We start from the raw sequence: 19,519 nt of genomic DNA, 5'->3' as shown, positions 1-19,519 counted from the left end.
ATGAGTAAAATCATTGGTATTGACTTAGGAACAACAAACTCATGTGTTGCAGTACTCGAAGGCGGCGAGCCAAAAGTTATTGCAAACGCTGAAGGAGCACGTACAACACCATCTGTTGTCGCTTTTAAAAATGGAGAGCGCCAAGTAGGTGAAGTAGCGAAACGTCAATCAATTACAAACCCGAACACCATCATGTCTGTTAAAAGACATATGGGTACAGATTATAAAGTAGAAGTTGAGGGCAAGAACTACACGCCGCAGGAAATCTCTGCAATCATCCTTCAACACCTTAAATCTTACGCTGAAGCTTATCTTGGCGAAGAAGTAACAAAAGCAGTTATTACAGTTCCTGCTTACTTCAACGATGCAGAGCGCCAAGCAACAAAAGATGCTGGTAAAATTGCTGGTCTTGAAGTAGAACGTATCATCAACGAACCAACAGCAGCTGCACTTGCTTATGGTTTAGATAAAACAGATGAAGATCAAACGATCCTTGTATATGACCTTGGTGGCGGTACATTTGACGTATCAGTCCTTGAGCTTGGAGACGGCGTCTTTGAAGTACGCTCAACTGCTGGGGACAACCGTCTAGGTGGAGACGATTTTGACCAAGTCATCATCGATCATCTAGTGGCTGAGTTCAAAAAAGAAAACGGCATTGATCTTTCTAAAGATAAAATGGCGCTTCAGCGTTTAAAAGATGCTGCTGAAAAAGCGAAAAAAGATCTTTCTGGTGTATCTTCTACACAAATCTCACTGCCATTTATCACAGCTGGAGATGCAGGTCCTCTTCACCTAGAATTAACGCTAACGCGTGCTAAATTCGAAGAGCTTTCTGCAGACCTTGTAGAGCGTACAATGACACCTGTACGTCAATCACTGAAAGATGCTGGTCTATCTGCTAGCGAGATTGATAAAGTTATCCTTGTTGGTGGATCAACTCGTATTCCTGCAGTACAAGAAGCAATCAAAAAAGAAACAGGTAAAGAGCCTCATAAAGGCGTAAACCCTGATGAAGTGGTTGCACTTGGTGCGGCAATTCAAGGTGGAGTTATCACAGGAGATGTCAAAGACGTTGTTCTTCTTGACGTCACACCACTTTCTTTAGGAATTGAAACAATGGGCGGCGTATTCACAAAGCTGATTGAACGTAATACAACCATTCCAACAAGTAAATCTCAAGTATTCTCAACGGCTGCTGACAACCAAACTGCTGTAGACATTCACGTCTTACAAGGTGAGCGTCCAATGGCAGCAGACAACAAAACATTAGGTCGTTTCCAATTGACTGATATCCCGCCAGCACCACGCGGCGTACCACAAATCGAAGTATCTTTTGATATCGATAAAAACGGTATTGTCAACGTACGTGCGAAAGATATGGGTACAGGCAAAGAGCAAAATATCACAATCAAATCTTCTTCAGGTCTTTCTGATGATGAGATCGAAAAAATGGTCAAAGAAGCAGAAGAAAATGCTGAAGCAGATGCAAAGAAAAAAGAAGAAATCGAAGTGCGCAATGAAGCAGATCAATTAGTGTTTACAACAGAAAAAACATTAAAAGATCTTGAAGGCAAAATCGATGAAGAGCAAGTGAAAAAAGCGAATGATGCAAAAGATGCGCTAAAAGCTGCGATCGAAAAAGGCGAGCTTGAAGACATCAAAGCGAAAAAAGATGAGCTACAAACAATCGTTCAAGAATTAACGACAAAGCTCTATGAAGAAGCTGCAAAACAAGCACAAGCTCAGCAAGAAGGCGGCGCTGAAGGTGCTCAAAAAGCAGATGACAATGTAGTGGATGCAGAATACGAAGAAGTAAACGACGATCAAGAGAAAAAATAATCACCTTTACTTTTGAAAAAGACTGCTGAAACGTACTCGTCAGAAAGTCAAAGTCAGGATCTCTTGGCTTTGACTTTTTTCTTTTCAACGATGAAAAGGAATTGAAAAAGATCAATTTAAAATGATACAATCGTATTTATGTGAGAAAATCGGGAGTGTGAAGAGATGAGTAAGCGTGATTACTATGAAGTGCTTGGCGTGAGTAAGAGCGCCTCAAAGGACGAAATCAAAAAGGCATACCGCAAGCTTTCAAAAAAGTATCACCCTGATATTAATAAAGAAGCTGGCTCAGATGATAAATTCAAAGAAGTAAAAGAAGCCTATGAAACCCTTTCTGACGATCAAAAACGTTCACATTATGACCAGTTCGGTCACACCGATCCAAACCAAGGATTTGGTGGCGGCGGATTTGGCGGTGGAGGAGACTTTGGCGGCTTCGGCGGCTTTGATGACATCTTCTCTAGTATTTTTGGCGGCGGAGCCAGAAGAAGAGATCCAAATGCACCACGTCAAGGAGCGGACCTTCAATATACAATGACCCTTTCATTTGAAGAAGCGGCATTTGGGAAAGAAGCAACGATCGAGATTCCCCGCGAGGAATCATGTGAAACGTGTCATGGATCAGGTGCAAAACCTGGAACACAGGCAAAGACATGCTCACATTGCGGCGGATCAGGTCAACTAAATGTCGAGCAATCCACGCCATTTGGTAAAGTAGTCAACCGCAGAGTATGTAACTACTGTAGCGGAACTGGTAAACAAATTGAGCATAAGTGTTCAACATGTGGTGGATCTGGTAAAGTGCGTAAGCGTAAGAAAATCAATGTGACGATCCCAGCAGGTGTGGACGATGGTCAGCAGCTTAGAGTATCTGGTCAAGGTGAACCAGGTGTAAATGGAGGACCTCCAGGCGATTTATTTGTTGTTTTCCATGTGAGGGCGCATGAATTCTTCGAACGAGATGGAGACGACATCTACTGCGAAATGCCGCTTACCTTTGCGCAGGCTGCACTAGGTGATGAAATTGAAGTGCCGACATTACATGGGAAAGTCAAATTAAAAGTTCCTGCGGGCACACAAACGGGTACGAAGTTTAGACTCAAAGGAAAAGGTGTAAAAAATGTACGCGGTTATGGTCAAGGCGATCAGCATATCGTTGTACGCGTCGTAACACCGACGAATTTAACTGAAAATCAAAAAGATATCATTAGAAAATTTGCTGAAGTGAGCGGAAATAAACCGGACGAACAAGAAATGAGCTTTTTCGATAAGGTGAAACGCGCATTTAAAGGCGAGTAAGACGGATAAGGAGTTGGTAGTATTGAAGTGGTCAGAAATTAGCGTCCATACAACAAATGAAGCGGTGGAACCGATCACCAATATTTTGCATGAAGCAGGTGCAAGTGGTGTCGTGATTGAGGACCCGCTTGATTTAGTCAAGGAACGTGAAAATGTATACGGTGAGATCTACCAGCTCGATCCGAATGATTATCCTGAGGAAGGGGTTATCGTCAAAGCCTACCTTCCGATGAATAGCTTTTTGATGGAAACGGTAGATGAGATCAAAGAAGCCATCAACAATCTTCTTCTATATGATATTGACCTTGGACGAAATACACTGTCAATTTGTGAAGTAAACGAAGAAGAATGGGCTACTGCATGGAAGAAATATTATCATCCTGTGAAAATCTCTGAGAAATTTACCATCGTCCCAACATGGGAAGAGTACACACCTGTTCATTCTGATGAATTGATCATCGAAATGGACCCTGGAATGGCATTTGGAACCGGTACACATCCAACAACGGTTCTTTGCATTCAGGCGCTTGAGCGCTATGTGAAGGAAAACGACACGGTGATTGACGTTGGAACAGGATCTGGCATTTTAAGTGTTGCCGCTGCAATGCTCGGTGCAAAAGACATTCATGCATTTGATCTCGACACCGTTGCAGTGGAAAGTGCAAAGCAGAACATCGAATTAAATGGTGTGAGCGAGCAAGTAACGGTAAAACAAAATAATTTACTTGATGGGATTTCAGGTGAACGCGATGTGATTGTGGCCAATATCCTTGCAGAGGTCATCATGCGCTTTACAGATCAAGCGTATGATCTATTGAAGAAAGACGGTTACTTTATTACATCAGGCATTATCGGACAAAAGAAATTACAAGTCAAAACGGCTTTAGAAGAAGCCGGTTTTGAGATTGTTGAAGTGCTGTCAATGGAAGATTGGGTCAGCATAATAGCGAAAAAATAAAGCGAGTAGGTGTCAGGACACGTATGCAACGATATTTTATCGACCTCACAAAAGAAGAAGTGACGGAAAAGGGAAACATCGTCATAAAGGGTGAAGATGTTCATCACCTTGCAAACGTCATGCGGATGAAAGCAGGAGAGGACATTCTTTGCTTAACGACAGACGGCTTTGAAGCGCTCAGTAAAATTGATACAATAACAAAGGAAGAAGTGATTTGTCACTTGGAAGGCTGGACGAATCAGAATCGAGAACTTCCGATCAAGGTGACGATTGCAAGCGGTCTGCCAAAAGGGGATAAGCTTGAATGGATTATTCAAAAAGGCACCGAGCTTGGCGCAAGTGCTTTTATTCCGTTTCAAGCGGCTCGTTCGATTACAAAACTTGACCAAAAAAAGTCATTGAAAAAACGAGATCGCTGGGAAAAAATTGCGAAAGAAGCTGCCGAGCAGTCTTACCGGAATATCATTCCGCATGTTCATCCAGTATCAACATTTAAAGAGCTGATTCAACTGGCCGGTGAATTCGATAAATGTGTCGTTGCATACGAAGAATCATCGAAAGAAGGCGAGCAAAGCCGGTTTCAAACGGTGCTCCAACAGATGAAGGGCGGACAAACCTTATTAGTGGTTTTTGGTCCAGAAGGCGGTTTAGCAGAAAAGGAAATTGAAGAACTTGAAGCGCATGGTGCAGTCATTTGCGGGCTTGGACCACGCATTTTAAGAACAGAAACAGCTCCTCTTTACGCGCTTTCTGCTATATCTTATCAAACAGAGTTATTAAGAGGTGAATCATGATGGGAACAGTAGCGTTCCATACACTTGGCTGTAAGGTCAATCACTACGAAACAGAAGCCATCTGGCAGCTGTTTAAAGAAGCTGGCTATGAAAGAAAAGATTATGAATCAAAAGCAGACGTATATGTCATTAATACATGTACCGTCACCAATACAGGCGATAAAAAAAGCCGCCAAGTCATTAGAAGAGCCATTCGTCATAATCCGGATGGTGTCATTTGTGTAACAGGCTGTTACGCACAAACATCTCCGGCAGAAATCATGGCGATTCCTGGTGTTGATATTGTGGTTGGCACACAAGACAGACATAAACTGCTTGGTTATATTGAAGAATACAGAAGAGAAAGACAGCCGATCAACGGAGTTGGCAATATCATGAAAGCACGGGTCTTTGAAGAACTAGATGTTCCTGCGTTTACTGACAGAACACGTGCTTCATTAAAAATCCAAGAAGGCTGTAACAATTTCTGTACATTCTGCATTATCCCTTGGGCTCGCGGATTACTGCGTTCTCGCGATCCAGAAGAAGTCATCAATCAAGCGCAGCAGCTTGTCGATGCCGGCTACAAAGAAATTGTATTAACAGGTATTCATACAGGTGGATACGGTGAAGATTTAAAGGATTATAACTTTGCTAAGCTTCTGAAAGAATTAGATGAACGTGTGGCGGGATTAAAACGAATCCGCATTTCATCCATTGAAGCAAGTCAAATTACAGACGAAGTGATTGAAGTGCTCGATCAGTCAGATAAAATTGTGAGACACTTGCACATTCCGCTTCAATCTGGCTCTAATACTGTACTGAAAAGAATGCGCCGTAAATACACAATGGAATTCTTTGCAGAGCGTTTAACGAAGCTCAAAAAAGCATTGCCAGGTCTTGCTGTCACTTCAGATGTGATCGTTGGATTCCCTGGAGAAACAGAAGAAGAATTTATGGAAACATACAATTTTGTCAAAGACCATCAATTCTCTGAGCTCCATGTGTTCCCTTACAGCAAACGGACAGGTACGCCTGCTGCAAGAATGGAAGATCAAGTAGATGAGAATGTGAAAAACGAACGCGTTCACCGTCTAATCGCTCTTTCTGATCAGCTTGCGAAAGAATATGCATCGGCATATGAAGGCGATGTCTTAGAGATTATTCCAGAAGAATCCTTCAAAGAACAAGACGGAACGCACAATCTGTATGTAGGATATACTGATAACTACATGAAGGTTGTATTTGAAGGAACAGAAGACATGATCGGCCGTTTGGTAAAAGTGAAGATTACGAAAGCAGGTTATCCATATAACGAAGGACAATTCGTCCGTATAAGTGATGACGTGCAGACGGATCAAGTGAGAATGACCTCATAATGAATGAAAAACCGGCAGCCATTAGGCAAGCCGGTTTCTTTTATGTTGACCGATTCGGAAGAAGGAACAAAATCAAGGCGTGAAAAGGGCGGATGAACGGGAAAAAGAGGAGAGAACTTGCAACATTAAACAGCAGACTAAAGTGCGCAATCTGCTGGGCAGGAGAGCTTGCTAAAAGCGCAACAAACTCTGTGATAAAGGCGAGAAAAGGAAGACATAAAAGAACACCTAGAACATTAAACACGACGTGTGCATACGCGGTTTGGCGGGCTGCATAACCGCCAGAGATAGCAGCCATCACGGCAGTAATACATGTTCCGATATTGGATCCTAAAACAAAGCTGATGCCTTCTTTTAGAGCGACAGTCCCTTCATTCATAAATCCCATCAAAATACCGATACATACAGAACTTGAATGAACAATCGCCGTGAGCACCGTACCAGAGAGAAGAGCTGTCCAATCGGAGTGCTGCATCATTTCAAGGAAACGCAGTGTCTCTGGCTGACTGGTCATCATACCTGCAATTTTTGAAAAACCTTGAATACAAAAAAAGATCATGCCAAGCCCAAATAAACTTTTTCCTGCATATCGAAAAGACTTCCTGCCCAAAATGATACATAAAAGACCAGCTGCAATCAGAACCCACATAAACACGTCCATCTTAATGGCAATAAATTCTGTCGTAAATGTTGAGCCGATATTCGTTCCAAGAATCATGGGTATGGATTTTTTAAACGTGAGAATGCCTGTACTCACAAAGCCGATAACGATGACCATAAACGCCGAACTGCTTTGAAGAACCCCTGTAAACACAATACTGACCAAGAATGCTTTGACTGGATGATCTGTAAAGAGAAGAAGTGATTTCTCAATACGAGACGACGTGAGCGCCATTAATCCTTTCCTAAGCAAACCCATTGCCCATAAAAAAATGAAAATAAGTGCACAAAAATAAATGATCGCCATCATAGAAAAGTCCTCCTCTTACCAATGAATATATGGACTTGTCTACCTGCTCATGACGAAAATATATTTCCAAATCACTTAGTTGACCTCAACCTAGGCTTATATTATAATGTCTAGGTACATGTTTTGCATGTATATCTTTTTTTAATGCAGTCGATTGGTGTATTCGGAGGGAGGGAAAGAGAATGTCAAAAACGGTCGTTAGAAAAAACGAATCGCTTGAAGATGCTCTTCGTCGCTTTAAACGCAGTGTATCCAAAACTGGAACATTGCAAGAAGCAAGAAAGCGTGAATTTTATGAAAAGCCTAGCGTAAAGCGTAAGAAAAAGTCTGAAGCTGCTAGAAAACGTAAATTCTAAAGAGGGTGGATTTTATGAGTCTTCTTGAGCAATTAAATTCTGATATGAAGCTTTTTATGAAAAACCGAGAGAAAGACAAGCTTATTGTCATTCGTATGGTAAAGGCTTCACTGCAAAATGAAGCAATAAAGCTTAAGAAAGACAGTTTGACCGGAGATGAGGAACTAACCGTCCTTTCCCGCGAGATTAAGCAACGTAAAGACTCCCTCCATGAATTTTCGAAAGCTAATCGCTTAGATTTAGTAGATAAAGTTCAAAAAGAGATTGACATTTTAGACGTTTATTTACCTGAACAGCTTTCTGAAGAAGAACTGCAGGCGGTTGTGAAAGAAACAATCGCCGAAACCGGTGCTTCATCGAAAGCTGATATGGGTAAAGTGATGAGCGCTATTATGCCAAAAGTAAAAGGTAAAGCTGATGGTGCTGTGATTAACAGACTTGTCAGCGAGCAACTGTCTCAATAAAAAAGTATCCTTCTCATGTTAGAAGGGTACTTTTTTTATGCCTCCATAAACCTGTCATATAAAAATGAAACCTATGATACATTTGTAACGTATGTAAAGGAACGGTAAAATGAAAGAAAGAGAGGGGGGATCACCAAATAGATGAAAAAAATGAAAATTTCTATTGCTCTCTTCAGTTGTTTTATAATATGCTTGTTATTAGGGGTTCAATTGACCGCGAAATCAGCAGATCAGAAAGTTCATGTTATCCCAATTGAAGATACAGTAGAAAAAGGACTTTCTAAATTCATTGAACGATCATTTGAGCAGGCAAAGTCGGAACGTGCGAAGCACATCATTCTCGACATCAATACACCAGGTGGTGCAGTCGATGCGGCGCTTGAAATAGCCGATACCATTCGTGCATCCGATATCCCAGTGACAGCGTTTGTGAATCATAGAGCGCTTTCAGCCGGGGCATTCATTGCCTTAAATGCCGATCAAATTTATATGACCCCAAACGGAAAGATGGGGGCTGCTGCGATCATTGATGGTGAAGGCAACGCTGCCGATCAAAAATCTGAATCTCTATGGCTTGCTGAAATGAGTGACGCTGCTGAAAAGCAGGGGCGTGATCCAAAATATGCTCTTGCGATGGCAGATGTAGATATAGACGCAAAAGAAGCTGGTGCACCAAAAGGAGAATTGCTGACCTTTAACACAGATCGGGCACTTCAGTTCGGTTATGCAGAAGGAGAAGCGAAAAATATGGATGACTTGCTTCAGAAGCTGAACTTAGCAGATGCTTCTGTTCAATACGATGAAGTGAGCTTTGCTGAAAAGGTTGCGCGTTTTCTCACGCATCCGATCGTCATTCCTATCCTTTTATCCATCGCGAGCTTAGGGTTAATTGTTGAATTATATTCTCCCGGGTTTGGGGTCCCAGGCACCATGGGAGTCACAGCGCTTCTTCTATTCTTTTATGGTCATCTCGTGGCAGGTTTTGCAGGATATGAGACATTGTTCCTGTTTTTGGCAGGGATTGTGTTGATCATTCTGGAATTATTTTTGCCAGGGGGAATCGTGGGTGTCATTGGACTAATCTGTGTTGTTGTCAGCTTATTTTTAGCAGCTGGAAGCTTTACAGAAATGGCGATTTCCATCTTGATTGCCACTGCTGTTTCAATCATAGCAGTTATTTTATTGACAAAGGTGTTGGGGAAACGTATGAAATTTTTTAAAAAGTTCATTTTAACCGATTCAACCAATAAAGAAAGTGGTTATGTCTCAAATGAAACAAGAGATGATCTTGTAGGACAAATCGCAGTGACAGCAACAGCACTTCGTCCATCTGGTACGATTGTATTCGGAGACGAGCGCATTGATGTTGTGTCAGAAGGTGCTTTTATCGATAAGGATGAACAAGTAAAAATTGTGAAAGCGGAAGGCTCACGCATTGTCGTGAGGAAAGTATAGATATACTGATTTTATAGGAGGAATAAAATGGATCCATCTACTTTACTATTATTTGTGATTATCGCAGCAGGTTTGATCGTTCTATCGATCTTCTTCACCTTTGTACCGGTGATGCTGTGGATTTCTGCCCTAGCGGCTGGCGTAAGAGTGAGCATTTTTACACTTGTAGGAATGAGGCTTCGCCGAGTGATTCCAAACCGAGTGGTCAACCCGCTCATCAAAGCGCATAAAGCAGGTCTTGATGCGACAATTAACCAATTAGAAAGCCACTATCTTGCAGGTGGTAACGTAGACCGAGTGGTCAACGCACTGATCGCAGCTCAGCGTGCGAATATCGAATTGAACTTTGCTCGCTGTGCGGCAATCGACCTAGCAGGCCGTGACGTACTTGAAGCTGTCCAAATGAGTGTAAACCCTAAAGTCATTGAAACACCATTTATCTCAGGTGTTGCGATGGACGGGATTGAAGTAAAAGCAAAAGCACGTATTACAGTTCGTGCAAACATTGACAGACTTGTCGGTGGTGCAGGGGAAGAAACGATCATTGCTCGTGTAGGTGAAGGGATTGTTTCGACAATCGGTTCATCAGATAATCATAAAAAGGTTCTTGAAAATCCTGATATGATTTCTCAAACGGTTCTTGGTAAAGGATTAGATTCAGGTACAGCATTTGAAATTCTCTCGATTGATATCGCAGATGTTGATATCGGTAAGAATATCGGGGCGATCCTGCAGACAGACCAAGCAGAAGCCGACAAAAACATTGCACAGGCGAAAGCAGAAGAACGCCGCGCGATGGCTGTTGCACAAGAACAAGAAATGCGTGCGAGAGTTGAAGAAATGCGCGCGAAAGTAGTAGAAGCAGAGGCTGAAGTACCACTTGCAATGGCCGAAGCACTACGTGAAGGTAATATTGGAGTTATGGACTACATGAACATTAAGAATATCGATGCTGATACGGATATGAGAGATTCATTTGGCAAAATGACAAAAGGTCCATCTGATAATGAAAACAAATAAGCATCCTCTCACGCTTTAAGGAGGGAGCCCATTGGACATTCTATTTGAAAATCCGTTACTAATAGCGATTATCATCGGTATTATCTCTGCGGTCTTTGGGAAAATCGGCAAACAAGAGGAGAACGAACAAAAGAACCAGCAAAGCAAACCGGCTCCTCAACGTAAACCAGTGCCGCAAAAGCAAACAAAACAAACAAGTCCAGATCCAGTCGTGACGGACCAGCTCGACGATTTTGGCGATGTACATGATCATGGCGGGATGAAGAAACAAGGTTCACAGTCCTTACAGGATCGTTATACAGCTACACTTGCCGAAATGGAAGAAAGAAAAAGCGAGCTGAATAAAGAGTTTCAATCGCTTGAAAGAGAACTTACAAGGCCAAAGGCAGCATCTGCTGGAATGAAGCCGAAAATGATTGAGAAGCTCAACCAAGATACGGTCGTTCAAGGGATGATCCTTGGTGAAGTATTTGGAGAGCCTCGTGCGAAAAAGCCACATCGAACGATGAAACGACCATATAAAAGATAAAGAAGTAAGCCCCCTCATCCTTAAGGGGGCTTTTTTGTTGCGTAATGGAGATTTTTCTTAGTCAAAATGATGAAACGGCTGTTTTACGGGATTCATTAGCATGATATGAACCGCTGAGGAATAGGATGATATAGAGGCTTTCTCATCAGTCTCACCATCTTTCAGTTTGATCTCATACACATGAGGTGGGAAGGGGTTCTTATTGAATGGGAAAAAGAAAAAATCAACTTAAAGCATGGCTGACAAGAACACTTGAAATCCCTCCGGACGTGATGATGGATCTTCCCCGTATTACGATGGTTGGCAGACTCCATATTTACATAGAGAACCATAAAGGGCTTTTACTTTTCAGTGATCAAGAGGTAAGGCTGATGCTCAAGCAAGGACAGTGCATTATTTCAGGAAAAGACTTTGTGATTAAAACGATTTTGCCAGAAGAGATCTTATTAGAGGGGAAAATCGATGAGGTCCGTTATATTGATTCTTAACTGACGGAGGGGAGAAACGTGAAAAACAAATGGTTTTCCTATTTTATTGGCAGAGTGGAAGTGGAGATAAGAGGAAGCGGTATTGAGCGGCTAATCAATGAGTGCACGAGACAGGGGATCACAATTTTTCAAGTGAGCCGCCGTCAAGACAGCGTGCGCTTATTTATTCGCCTCTCAGATGTACATGCCTTTAGAAAAGTGCGCAGACATCATGAGGTGAAATGTTCGTTTCATCAAAAGAAAGGGTTCCCGTTTCTTCTTCTTTGGTCGAGAAGAAATATTGGATTCACCCTCGGGATGGCTTTTTTCCTAGTGACGATATTGGCTCTTTCAAATATGGTGTGGAAAATTGAGATTAAAGGTGCGAATCCAGAAACAGAACACCAAATGAGAAAGCATCTGGACGAAATAGGGGTACAAAAAGGGCGTTTTCAGTTTCTCATGGGGACACCTGAAAAAATACAAAAGTCATTGACGACCAATATTCAGAGCATTACATGGGTCGGAGTTGAACTGAACGGAACGACGTTTCAAATGAAAGTGGTCGAAAAAAATGAACCTGAAAAGGAGAAATATACGAGTCCTCAGCACATCGTTGCCAAGAAAAAGGCGGTCATCACGAGAATGTATGTAGAAAAGGGGGAACCGCTTGCCCAGGTCGATGAACATGTGAAAAAAGGGCAGATGCTCGTCTCAGGTTTAATTGGGAGTGAAGATCAGAAAAAAACGGTCGGAGCCAAAGCGAAAATCTATGGTGAAACATGGTACCGATCTGAAGTTTCTGTCCCTCTCCGAACATCTTTTGATGTCTTTACGGGTAAAATGAAGACAAAGCACAAGCTCTCCTTATTTGGAGGCTCCATCCCATTTTGGGGATTTTCCTTTAAAAAAGATGATTTTCAGCAGCCGAAAACAGAAACAGAAGTTCACCCGCTTCATTTTTTGAATATGCAGCTGCCGTTCTCCTATGAAAAGGAAATCACACGAGAAAGTGAAAAAATAAATCGAGAATACACAAATAAAGAAGCGGTTCAAGCAGGGATTAAAATGGGTAAAAAAGAATTAGAAGAAAAGCTAGGTCAAACAGGTGAGGTGAAAAGTGAAAAAGTTTTGCACGAGACAACAGGGAATGGTAAAGTTAAGTTAATCATCCTTTACCAAGTAATAGAAGATATTGTTCAACCAACACCTATTGTTCAGGGAGACTAGAGAATGACAGAACATTTACTTGAGATTCAACAAAAATTGGATAGCCCAAACGAAGCCATTGCTTTATTTGGCAATCAAGATGCTTATCTGAAACTGATGGAAAACGAGCTGAATGTCTCCATTATCACACGTGGAGAGAAAGTGTATGTTTCTGGTCAGGAAGCATCAAGAGATACTGTGAGCCGTTTGATTACATCTCTCTTACATCTCATTCGTAAAGGAATTGAGATTTCTGAGCGGGATGTCGTCTATGCCATTAAAATGGCGCAAAAAGACAAGCTCAATTATTTTGAAAATATGTATGAAGATGAAATTACGAAAAATGCCAAAGGCAAGTCGATCAGAGTCAAAACGATCGGCCAGCGTGAATATGCTGCGGCAATGAAAAAAGATGATCTGGTCTTTGGGATTGGACCTGCTGGTACAGGTAAAACGTATTTGGCAGTGGTCAACGCCGTACATGCCCTGAAAAATGGACATGTCAAACGTATTATCCTGACAAGGCCAGCTGTTGAAGCAGGAGAAAGTCTTGGCTTTTTGCCAGGAGATTTAAAAGAAAAAGTCGATCCTTATTTAAGACCGCTATATGATGCTTTGCACGATGTGCTTGGTAGTGATCATACGGAACGTTTAATTGAGCGCGGAGTGATTGAAATTGCCCCTCTTGCCTATATGAGAGGGCGGACGCTTGATGATGCATTTGTGATTTTAGATGAAGCGCAGAATACAACGCCAGCTCAAATGAAAATGTTTTTGACGAGACTAGGCTTTGGTTCTAAAATGGTCATTACAGGAGATATTACACAAATTGATCTGCCTAAAGGTATGCAGTCAGGTCTTGCGGCTGCAAAGGACATGCTTGCAGAGATCAAGGGTATCTCATTCATTGAATTAGACCAGACAGATGTGGTCAGACACCCGCTTGTGGCGAAGATCATTGGAGCATACGAAAAGCAAAAATGAACTGAGTGACCCGATCGCCTTAATCGGGTCATTTTGTTTCGATCGTGGTTTAAAGTAAAAAAGGAGGTACTTTCCTTGAGAAAGAATCAGAAAGGCAGTAAGCGCAAAAGGCTGCTGTCTAAAAAAGAACCTCAGAAAATGGAGCGCTCACGCTATTTAAACGTACTGCTATACGCTGGTTTAGCGGCCATCCTGTTTGTGGTGCTCTTCTTCCATGTAAAGCCTGAATCGCTCGACCTAGATTTGTTTTCAGTGAGCGAACAGACCATCTATTCTCCGTCTACCGTTGATGACCAAGAAGCAACAGAAGAAAAGAAACAAGAAGCAACGGATCAAGTGGAAGACCAATATACACTCAAAAAAGCGTATTCTGATAATCGTGTTGACCTCATTTCATCCCTCTTTGAAGCCATTAAAGAAGAGAAGAAAGCAGCAGCTGATGACAAAGAGAACCCGCCAACAGATCAAGAGATGGTGAAGCGTGTAAAAGAGAAACTCACAACCGATATGCAGGAAGCTGTTTCGGATCAATCGATTAAAGCACTGCTCCAAGCAAGCGACGAAAACCTTTCTTTTACAAAGGACTCCATCATCACAGTGGTCAATTCGCTCATGGGTAAAGAAATCACAGCTTCTAAGCTGCAAGATGAAAAGAAACAAGTGAAAGCAGAGCTTGAAAACAATTCGATTCCGTCAAAATATTTAAATGCAGCGAAAGAAATTGGTGAATTTGCGATTATTCCAAACTATGTATTTGACCCGGTTGCAACAGAGAAGAAAAGACAAGAAGCAGCTGATAATATCCAGCCGGTTCAAATTAAGCAAGGGCAAATTTTAGTGGAAGAAGGAGAGCTCATTGACCGCGAAGTGTATCGCAAATTAGAACTGACCGGCCTTTTAAACAGCTCCAATTTGTTTAAGCCTGTAAGCGGTCTTATCATCTTAATTGGTCTCTTCTTAGCGGCGATTGTCCACTCACTGGAATCGAGGAAAAAGTCGCTCGTCCATAAGAATAAATCGTTACTGCTGTACTCGCTTATTTTCACCATTATTTTAATCATCATGGAAGTATTCAGTCTCTTCCAGGAAACCAAATATACAACCATCGGCTACGTCGTGCCTGTGGCACTTGGCACGATGCTGATTAAGCTGCTGATCAATGAGCGGCTGGCGATCTTCTCCGGCCTTGTATTTGCCCTTTGCGGCAGTATGATGTTTAATCAAGGAGTAACAGGCGTCTTTAACTATGTCATCTGTGCTTATTATCTAATAAGCGGGATGGCGGGAATTTTATTTTTGAGAAAACATAATGCGAGATCGAAAATTTTGCAGGCGGGGCTTTGGGTAGCTTTGGTGAATGTACTTGTTGTGCTTTCCATTACGCTGATTCAAAATTCTTCTCCATCAGGGCTTGAAATAGGTGTGAACCTCATCATGGCGATTGTGTCAGGGTTTGCATCGGCTATTTTGGTTATTGGGTTAATGCCAGTCTTTGAGAGCATGTTTGGCATTCTTTCGACCATGAAGCTTATTGAATTATCGAACCCGAATCATCCGCTGCTGAAAAAGATCTTAACAGAGACACCAGGTACATATCATCATAGTGTCATGGTGGCGAATTTAGCGGATGCTGCATGTGAAGCAGTTGGTGCAAATGGATTGTTAGCAAGGGTTGGAGCTTATTATCATGACATTGGAAAAACGAAAAGACCACAATACTTTATCGAAAACCAAATGAACATTGATAATCCACACGACAAGCTTTCTCCTCAGCTGAGCAAGAATATTATTATTGCCCATACGACAGATGGTGCTGAAATGCTGAGAGAAAAGAAGTTTCCAGAGGAACTTGTGGATATTGCAGAACAGCATCACGGAAAGTCCCTTCTGAAGTTCTTTTACTATAAGGCAAAAGAACGGGATGATCAGGTGACAGAAGAAGAATTTCGTTATCCTGGTCCAAAACCACAATCGAAAGAAGCGGCCATTATTTCTGTAGCTGACAGCGTGGAAGCGGCGGTTCGTTCGATGCATAATCCAAACCCTGAGCGGATTGAAAAGCTTGTGAAAGGCATTATTTCAGATAAGATGCAGGATGGACAATTTAGTGAATGTGATCTGACATTTAAAGAATTAAATATTATTAGCCAAACAATTTGTACAACATTAAAGGGGATTTTCCATTCTCGGATTGAATATCCAGATGCCCCGAAGCAGAAGGTGAAGTAAATGACATTGTTAATCGATTTAATAGATGAAACAGGACAAGTAACGAAAGAGCAGCTTGAAGAAGTGGAAAAGCTTCTTCAATTTGCTGCGGATGCCCTTGAGGTAAAAGATCAAGCGGAAGTATCAGTGTCGATCGTTTCAAATGAAGAAATTCATCAAATTAATAAAGAATACCGAGGAAAAGATGCACCAACAGATGTAATTTCATTTGCCCTTGAGGAAGAAGGCGAAGGGGAAATTGAAATCATTGGAGCTGATGACATTCCGCCTGTACTTGGTGACATTATCATTAGTGTTGATCGTACGAAAGAGCAAGCAGAGGAATATGGACATTCCTTCATGAGAGAGCTAGGATTTTTAACGATTCATGGTTTTCTTCATTTGCTTGGTTATGATCATATGACAGAAGAAGATGAAAAAGAAATGTTCGCCAAACAGACAAAAATTTTGGATGATTATGGCCTTTCGAGATCATCGTAAGAAGCGAACGCCGCTTGTCCGTTTTTTTCGGAGTTTTTATTATGCATTTAGAGGAATATGGCGAACTTTCTTGAATGAACGGAATTTTCGGTTTCACACAGTCGCAGCCATCATCGTGGTGATTTGCGGCTTTTGGTTTCACATTCATCCGGTTGAATGGATGATCATTCTGCTTTTATGTGGCGGGATGTTTGCGTTAGAACTTGTGAATACAGCGATTGAACATACAGTAGATCTTTTCACAGAAGAGAAGCATCCTCTTGCTGAGAGAGCGAAGGACGCGGCAGCAGGCGCTGTTTGCGTTTACGCCGCCATTTCGGTTATGATTGGGTTGATCATCTTCTTACCGAAGATCATGCAATAGAACAATATTACTATTTATTAACATTTTTAGAAATGGGCGTGAAAATGTCACGTGAATTATGTAAAATATAAATGTGACAGTGGTACCATTTCTTCTGAAAGTGGGAACTAGAATGAACAAACAAGAGTTGATTTCAGAAGCAGTCAAAGCAAGAGATTTTGCATATGTACCCTATTCTAAATTCAAAGTCGGTGCAGCATTATTATCGCATGACGGAAAAGTGTATGGCGGCTGCAATATTGAAAATGCAGCATATGGTATGTGTAATTGTGCGGAAAGAACAGCACTTTTTAAAGCGTACTCAGAGGGCATCACATCTTTTCAAATGCTTGCAGTAGTGGCTGATACAGATCGGCCTGTTTCACCATGCGGCGCATGCAGACAGGTCATTTCAGAGCTATGTGCACCTGATATGCCAGTGATTCTAACGAACTTAAAAGGTCATATATACGAAACGACAGTAAACGAACTATTGCCAGGCGCATTTTCACCGGAGGATTTAAATGACTAACGAAAGCTTCAAATCAGGATTTGTATCAATTATTGGAAGACCAAATGTAGGGAAATCGACCTTTCTTAATCGTGTAATTGGACAAAAGATTGCGATTATGAGTGATAAGCCCCAAACGACTCGAAACAAAGTGCAAGGTGTTCTGACAACGAACACGTCACAAACGATTTTTATCGATACACCAGGAATTCATAAACCGAAGCACAAACTTGGCGATTTTATGATGAGGGTGGCTCAAAATACACTCAAGGAAGTCGACCTGATCTTGTTTATGATCAACGCACAGGAAGGCTATGGAAAAGGTGATGAATTCATCATTGAACGACTAAAGCAAACATCGACACCGGTGTTCCTTGTCGTCAATAAAATTGACCAAATTCATCCGGATGAACTGTTCCTTTTAATTGATGAATACCGTACACGTTACCCATTTAAGGAAATTGTGCCAATTTCAGCACTTGAAGGCAACAACATTGATACGCTTCTTCAGCAAATTGAAGGTTATCTTCCAGAAGGCCCTCAATTTTATCCGGCAGATCAAGTAACAGATCACCCAGAGCGATTTATTATTTCTGAATTAATTCGTGAAAAAGTGCTGCATTTAACGAGAGAAGAGATCCCTCACAGTATTGCGGTTGCGATTGAATCGATCAAGCCAGATGAAAACGGCAAGATTCATGTTGCAGCGACCATCGTCGTAGAACGTGATTCACAAAAAGGGATTGTGATTGGTAAGCGCGGCAGCTTATTAAAAGAAGTGGGACAAAAAGCGCGCAGAGACATTGAATCACTTTTAGGCTCAAAGGTGTATTTAGAGCTTTGGGTAAAAGTGCAGAAGGACTGGCGTAATAAATCCACACATCTTCGTGATTTCGGATTTAGAGAAGACGAATATTAAAAACCGATACAGTTGTTAGTAGATCTGACAATGGTGCGGTTCGATTAGTAAAAATTGTTTATCATGAAATGGAGGTAGCCTGGTCAAGATAAAATTAATATGTTGGATGTAGCGTTGCTGCTTCTAATAAAGAAAGGTGGGGTTTTTATGTTGAATTTTACATGGAACGTATTTTCACAAACAGGAAGCGTTGACACGTATCTGCTTTTCAAAGAGTTAGAAAAGGAGAACCTGGAAAGACCCGATGTACTTGAAGAAGAAATAGCACGACTTGATTTTCCAATCTTATAATTCTTGACCCCCTCCAATGCTCGGAGTGTAGACAAATGCTCATTAAAAGTGAAGGAATCGTCCTTAGAACAACAGATTATGGCGAAACAAACAAAATTGTCACGCTGCTCACTAGAGAACATGGGAAAATTGGTGTGATGGCAAGAGGCGCTAAGAAATCGAACAGCCGCCTGTCAGCCATAAGCCAGCCGTTTTTATACGGAACCTTCCTGATCCAATCATCAACAGGACTTGGAACGCTCCAGCAAGGTGAAATGATGGAAAGCATGCGAACCATTCGGGAAGATTTATTTCTGACCGCATATGCCGCATATATGACAGAATTACTTGATAAAGGAACAGAAGAAAAGAAGCCAAACCCTTACTTGTTTGAACTTCTTCTTCAATCTTTACGCCATCTCAATGAAGGCACAGATGCTGATATTATTTTATTTATCGTAGAGGTCAAAATGCTGTCAGTGATGGGGTTGAAGCCTGAACTGGACCAATGTGTACACTGCGGTCAAAAAGAAGGGCAGTTCCATTTCTCAATTAGAGATAACGGATTCATCTGTAGGCAATGCTTTTCTAAAGATCCATATAAACTGCCCTTATCCCCAGCAGCAGCAAGACTGCTCCGTTTGTTTCATTATTTTGATTTATCAAGGCTTGGTCAGGTTGACGTGAAACCACAAACGAAACAAGAAATTCGTCAAGTGCTCGATCATTATTATGAAGAGTATTCAGGTCTTTATTTAAAATCAAAAAAATTCATGAATCAAATGGAATCCATGAAAAAGCTAATGGACGGTGAAAACAAAAGTTGACATCTCTCGTGACTTTTTGTAAGATCATCTAAGATCAAATATGTTGCATTGACAGAAAGAAGTACTTACGTATCAGCCATAAAAGCGACCTTAGGACGGTGTGAGCTAAGGATGGACACGTAACGAAAGGCATTCTTGAGCAACGTAAAACAAAGCGGCTGGGTGCTACGACACCAGCAAATAGGGTGGAACCGCGGGAAAAACTCTCGTCCCTATGTTTGCAAGGAACCTTGTG

Annotated in this window: 21 protein-coding genes; 20 read left to right on the top strand and 1 reads right to left on the bottom strand. The window is 41.6% G+C overall.

The genetic code is table 11. The features are described 5' to 3' along the window. From dnaK to mtaB, 5 genes are all read left to right on the top strand, one after another. A complete protein-coding gene (dnaK, locus tag LCD32_RS11290; RefSeq protein WP_007501326.1) occupies nt 1-1,842 on the top strand; it encodes a molecular chaperone DnaK in 1,842 nt (613 codons plus the stop codon). Nucleotides 1,843-2,007: 165 nt separating this feature from the next. Continuing rightward, the gene (gene dnaJ, locus LCD32_RS11285; RefSeq protein ID WP_008342467.1) at nt 2,008-3,141 is read left to right on the top strand and encodes a molecular chaperone DnaJ; all 1,134 of its coding nucleotides are present in this window, start codon (nt 2,008-2,010) and stop codon (nt 3,139-3,141) included. A 22-nt stretch (nt 3,142-3,163) separates the two neighbouring features. Continuing rightward, on the top strand, nt 3,164-4,099 hold the full coding sequence (gene prmA, locus LCD32_RS11280; RefSeq protein WP_017358022.1) for a 50S ribosomal protein L11 methyltransferase: 936 nt from the start codon (nt 3,164-3,166) through the stop codon (nt 4,097-4,099). Between the two features lie 23 nt (nt 4,100-4,122). Then, on the top strand, nt 4,123-4,893 hold the full coding sequence (locus LCD32_RS11275) for a 16S rRNA (uracil(1498)-N(3))-methyltransferase (RefSeq protein WP_039964037.1): 771 nt from the start codon (nt 4,123-4,125) through the stop codon (nt 4,891-4,893). Then, nucleotides 4,893-6,251, top strand: a complete 1,359-nt coding sequence (gene mtaB / locus LCD32_RS11270) for a tRNA (N(6)-L-threonylcarbamoyladenosine(37)-C(2))-methylthiotransferase MtaB (RefSeq protein WP_017367626.1) — start codon at nt 4,893-4,895, stop codon at nt 6,249-6,251. Before LCD32_RS11275 ends, mtaB begins: the two co-directional genes overlap by 1 nt. Nucleotides 6,252-6,291: 40 nt before the next feature. Here mtaB and LCD32_RS11265 read toward each other — a convergent pair whose 3' ends face one another. Next, complete coding sequence (locus tag LCD32_RS11265) at nt 6,292-7,221, bottom strand: Na/Pi symporter (protein WP_024718813.1); 930 nt, start codon at nt 7,219-7,221, stop codon at nt 6,292-6,294. Between the two features lie 182 nt (nt 7,222-7,403). Here LCD32_RS11265 and rpsU point away from each other — a divergent pair, with 182 nt between their 5' ends. The 15 genes from rpsU to recO all read left to right on the top strand — a co-directional run bounded on the left by rpsU (nt 7,404) and on the right by recO (nt 19,284). Next, complete coding sequence (gene rpsU / locus LCD32_RS11260; RefSeq protein ID WP_003152957.1) at nt 7,404-7,577, top strand: 30S ribosomal protein S21; 174 nt, start codon at nt 7,404-7,406, stop codon at nt 7,575-7,577. A gap of 14 nt (nt 7,578-7,591) precedes the next feature. Further along, complete coding sequence (locus LCD32_RS11255) at nt 7,592-8,041, top strand: GatB/YqeY domain-containing protein (RefSeq protein ID WP_007501319.1); 450 nt, start codon at nt 7,592-7,594, stop codon at nt 8,039-8,041. 141 nt (nt 8,042-8,182) lie between these two features. Then, nucleotides 8,183-9,496: an NfeD family protein gene (locus tag LCD32_RS11250; protein WP_007501318.1), complete on the top strand. Its 1,314-nt coding sequence runs from the start codon at nt 8,183-8,185 to the stop codon at nt 9,494-9,496. Nucleotides 9,497-9,523: 27 nt separating this feature from the next. Further along, nucleotides 9,524-10,516, top strand: coding sequence for a flotillin-like protein FloA (gene floA, locus LCD32_RS11245; protein ID WP_007501317.1), 993 nt, complete (start codon nt 9,524-9,526; stop codon nt 10,514-10,516). A gap of 31 nt (nt 10,517-10,547) precedes the next feature. Beyond that, nucleotides 10,548-11,045, top strand: coding sequence for a hypothetical protein (locus tag LCD32_RS11240; protein ID WP_035702737.1), 498 nt, complete (start codon nt 10,548-10,550; stop codon nt 11,043-11,045). 206 nt (nt 11,046-11,251) lie between these two features. Continuing rightward, the gene (yqfC, locus tag LCD32_RS11235) at nt 11,252-11,533 is read left to right on the top strand and encodes a sporulation protein YqfC (RefSeq protein WP_003217398.1); all 282 of its coding nucleotides are present in this window, start codon (nt 11,252-11,254) and stop codon (nt 11,531-11,533) included. Nucleotides 11,534-11,551: 18 nt separating this feature from the next. Further along, on the top strand, nt 11,552-12,742 hold the full coding sequence (gene yqfD / locus LCD32_RS11230; protein WP_017358015.1) for a sporulation protein YqfD: 1,191 nt from the start codon (nt 11,552-11,554) through the stop codon (nt 12,740-12,742). A gap of 3 nt (nt 12,743-12,745) precedes the next feature. Continuing rightward, a complete protein-coding gene (locus LCD32_RS11225) occupies nt 12,746-13,705 on the top strand; it encodes a PhoH family protein (RefSeq protein WP_008342419.1) in 960 nt (319 codons plus the stop codon). Between the two features lie 114 nt (nt 13,706-13,819). After that, entirely contained in the window at nt 13,820-15,934 is a 2,115-nt protein-coding gene (locus tag LCD32_RS11220) for an HD family phosphohydrolase (RefSeq protein ID WP_370529233.1), read from the top strand. Then, nucleotides 15,935-16,414, top strand: coding sequence for an rRNA maturation RNase YbeY (gene ybeY, locus LCD32_RS11215; protein ID WP_017358013.1), 480 nt, complete (start codon nt 15,935-15,937; stop codon nt 16,412-16,414). Continuing rightward, a complete protein-coding gene (locus LCD32_RS11210) occupies nt 16,392-16,778 on the top strand; it encodes a diacylglycerol kinase family protein (RefSeq protein ID WP_008342413.1) in 387 nt (128 codons plus the stop codon). Before ybeY ends, LCD32_RS11210 begins: the two co-directional genes overlap by 23 nt. A 112-nt stretch (nt 16,779-16,890) precedes the next feature. Further along, entirely contained in the window at nt 16,891-17,289 is a 399-nt protein-coding gene (locus LCD32_RS11205) for a cytidine deaminase (protein WP_008342410.1), read from the top strand. Next, nucleotides 17,282-18,187, top strand: a complete 906-nt coding sequence (era, locus tag LCD32_RS11200; protein WP_224563787.1) for a GTPase Era — start codon at nt 17,282-17,284, stop codon at nt 18,185-18,187. The genes LCD32_RS11205 and era overlap by 8 nt, the downstream gene beginning before the upstream one ends. 147 nt (nt 18,188-18,334) lie before the next feature. Next, nucleotides 18,335-18,478, top strand: coding sequence for a YqzL family protein (locus tag LCD32_RS11195; RefSeq protein WP_008342408.1), 144 nt, complete (start codon nt 18,335-18,337; stop codon nt 18,476-18,478). Between the two features lie 35 nt (nt 18,479-18,513). Next, the gene (gene recO / locus LCD32_RS11190) at nt 18,514-19,284 is read left to right on the top strand and encodes a DNA repair protein RecO (RefSeq protein WP_007501304.1); all 771 of its coding nucleotides are present in this window, start codon (nt 18,514-18,516) and stop codon (nt 19,282-19,284) included. Nucleotides 19,285-19,519 lie beyond the last annotated feature (235 nt).

It is taken from the genome of Bacillus sp. RSS_NA_20 (assembly GCF_020165915.1).
Classification (GTDB): Bacteria; Bacillota; Bacilli; order Bacillales; family Bacillaceae; genus Bacillus; species Bacillus altitudinis.
The sequence above is the reverse complement of the archived record's forward strand: the minus strand, read 5'-3'. Positions and strand labels throughout refer to the sequence as shown.

Bases quoted from the DNA above. Each gene is read 5' to 3' on its own strand.
- LCD32_RS11265 (WP_024718813.1), bottom strand. From the start codon at position 7,221: ATGATGGCGATCATTTATTTTTGTGCACTTATTTTCATTTTTTTATGG.
- LCD32_RS11275 (WP_039964037.1), top strand. From the start codon at position 4,123: ATGCAACGATATTTTATCGACCTCACAAAAGAAGAAGTGACGGAAAAG.
- recO (WP_007501304.1), top strand. From the start codon at position 18,514: ATGCTCATTAAAAGTGAAGGAATCGTCCTTAGAACAACAGATTATGGC.
- LCD32_RS11195 (WP_008342408.1), top strand. From the start codon at position 18,335: ATGTTGAATTTTACATGGAACGTATTTTCACAAACAGGAAGCGTTGAC.
- floA (WP_007501317.1), top strand. From the start codon at position 9,524: ATGGATCCATCTACTTTACTATTATTTGTGATTATCGCAGCAGGTTTG.
- era (WP_224563787.1), top strand. From the start codon at position 17,282: ATGACTAACGAAAGCTTCAAATCAGGATTTGTATCAATTATTGGAAGA.
- mtaB (WP_017367626.1), top strand. From the start codon at position 4,893: ATGGGAACAGTAGCGTTCCATACACTTGGCTGTAAGGTCAATCACTAC.
- rpsU (WP_003152957.1), top strand. From the start codon at position 7,404: ATGTCAAAAACGGTCGTTAGAAAAAACGAATCGCTTGAAGATGCTCTT.
- dnaJ (WP_008342467.1), top strand. From the start codon at position 2,008: ATGAGTAAGCGTGATTACTATGAAGTGCTTGGCGTGAGTAAGAGCGCC.
- dnaK (WP_007501326.1), top strand. From the start codon at position 1: ATGAGTAAAATCATTGGTATTGACTTAGGAACAACAAACTCATGTGTT.
- LCD32_RS11205 (WP_008342410.1), top strand. From the start codon at position 16,891: ATGAACAAACAAGAGTTGATTTCAGAAGCAGTCAAAGCAAGAGATTTT.
- yqfC (WP_003217398.1), top strand. From the start codon at position 11,252: ATGGGAAAAAGAAAAAATCAACTTAAAGCATGGCTGACAAGAACACTT.
- LCD32_RS11255 (WP_007501319.1), top strand. From the start codon at position 7,592: ATGAGTCTTCTTGAGCAATTAAATTCTGATATGAAGCTTTTTATGAAA.
- ybeY (WP_017358013.1), top strand. From the start codon at position 15,935: ATGACATTGTTAATCGATTTAATAGATGAAACAGGACAAGTAACGAAA.
- LCD32_RS11210 (WP_008342413.1), top strand. From the start codon at position 16,392: ATGGCCTTTCGAGATCATCGTAAGAAGCGAACGCCGCTTGTCCGTTTT.
- LCD32_RS11250 (WP_007501318.1), top strand. From the start codon at position 8,183: ATGAAAAAAATGAAAATTTCTATTGCTCTCTTCAGTTGTTTTATAATA.
- LCD32_RS11225 (WP_008342419.1), top strand. From the start codon at position 12,746: ATGACAGAACATTTACTTGAGATTCAACAAAAATTGGATAGCCCAAAC.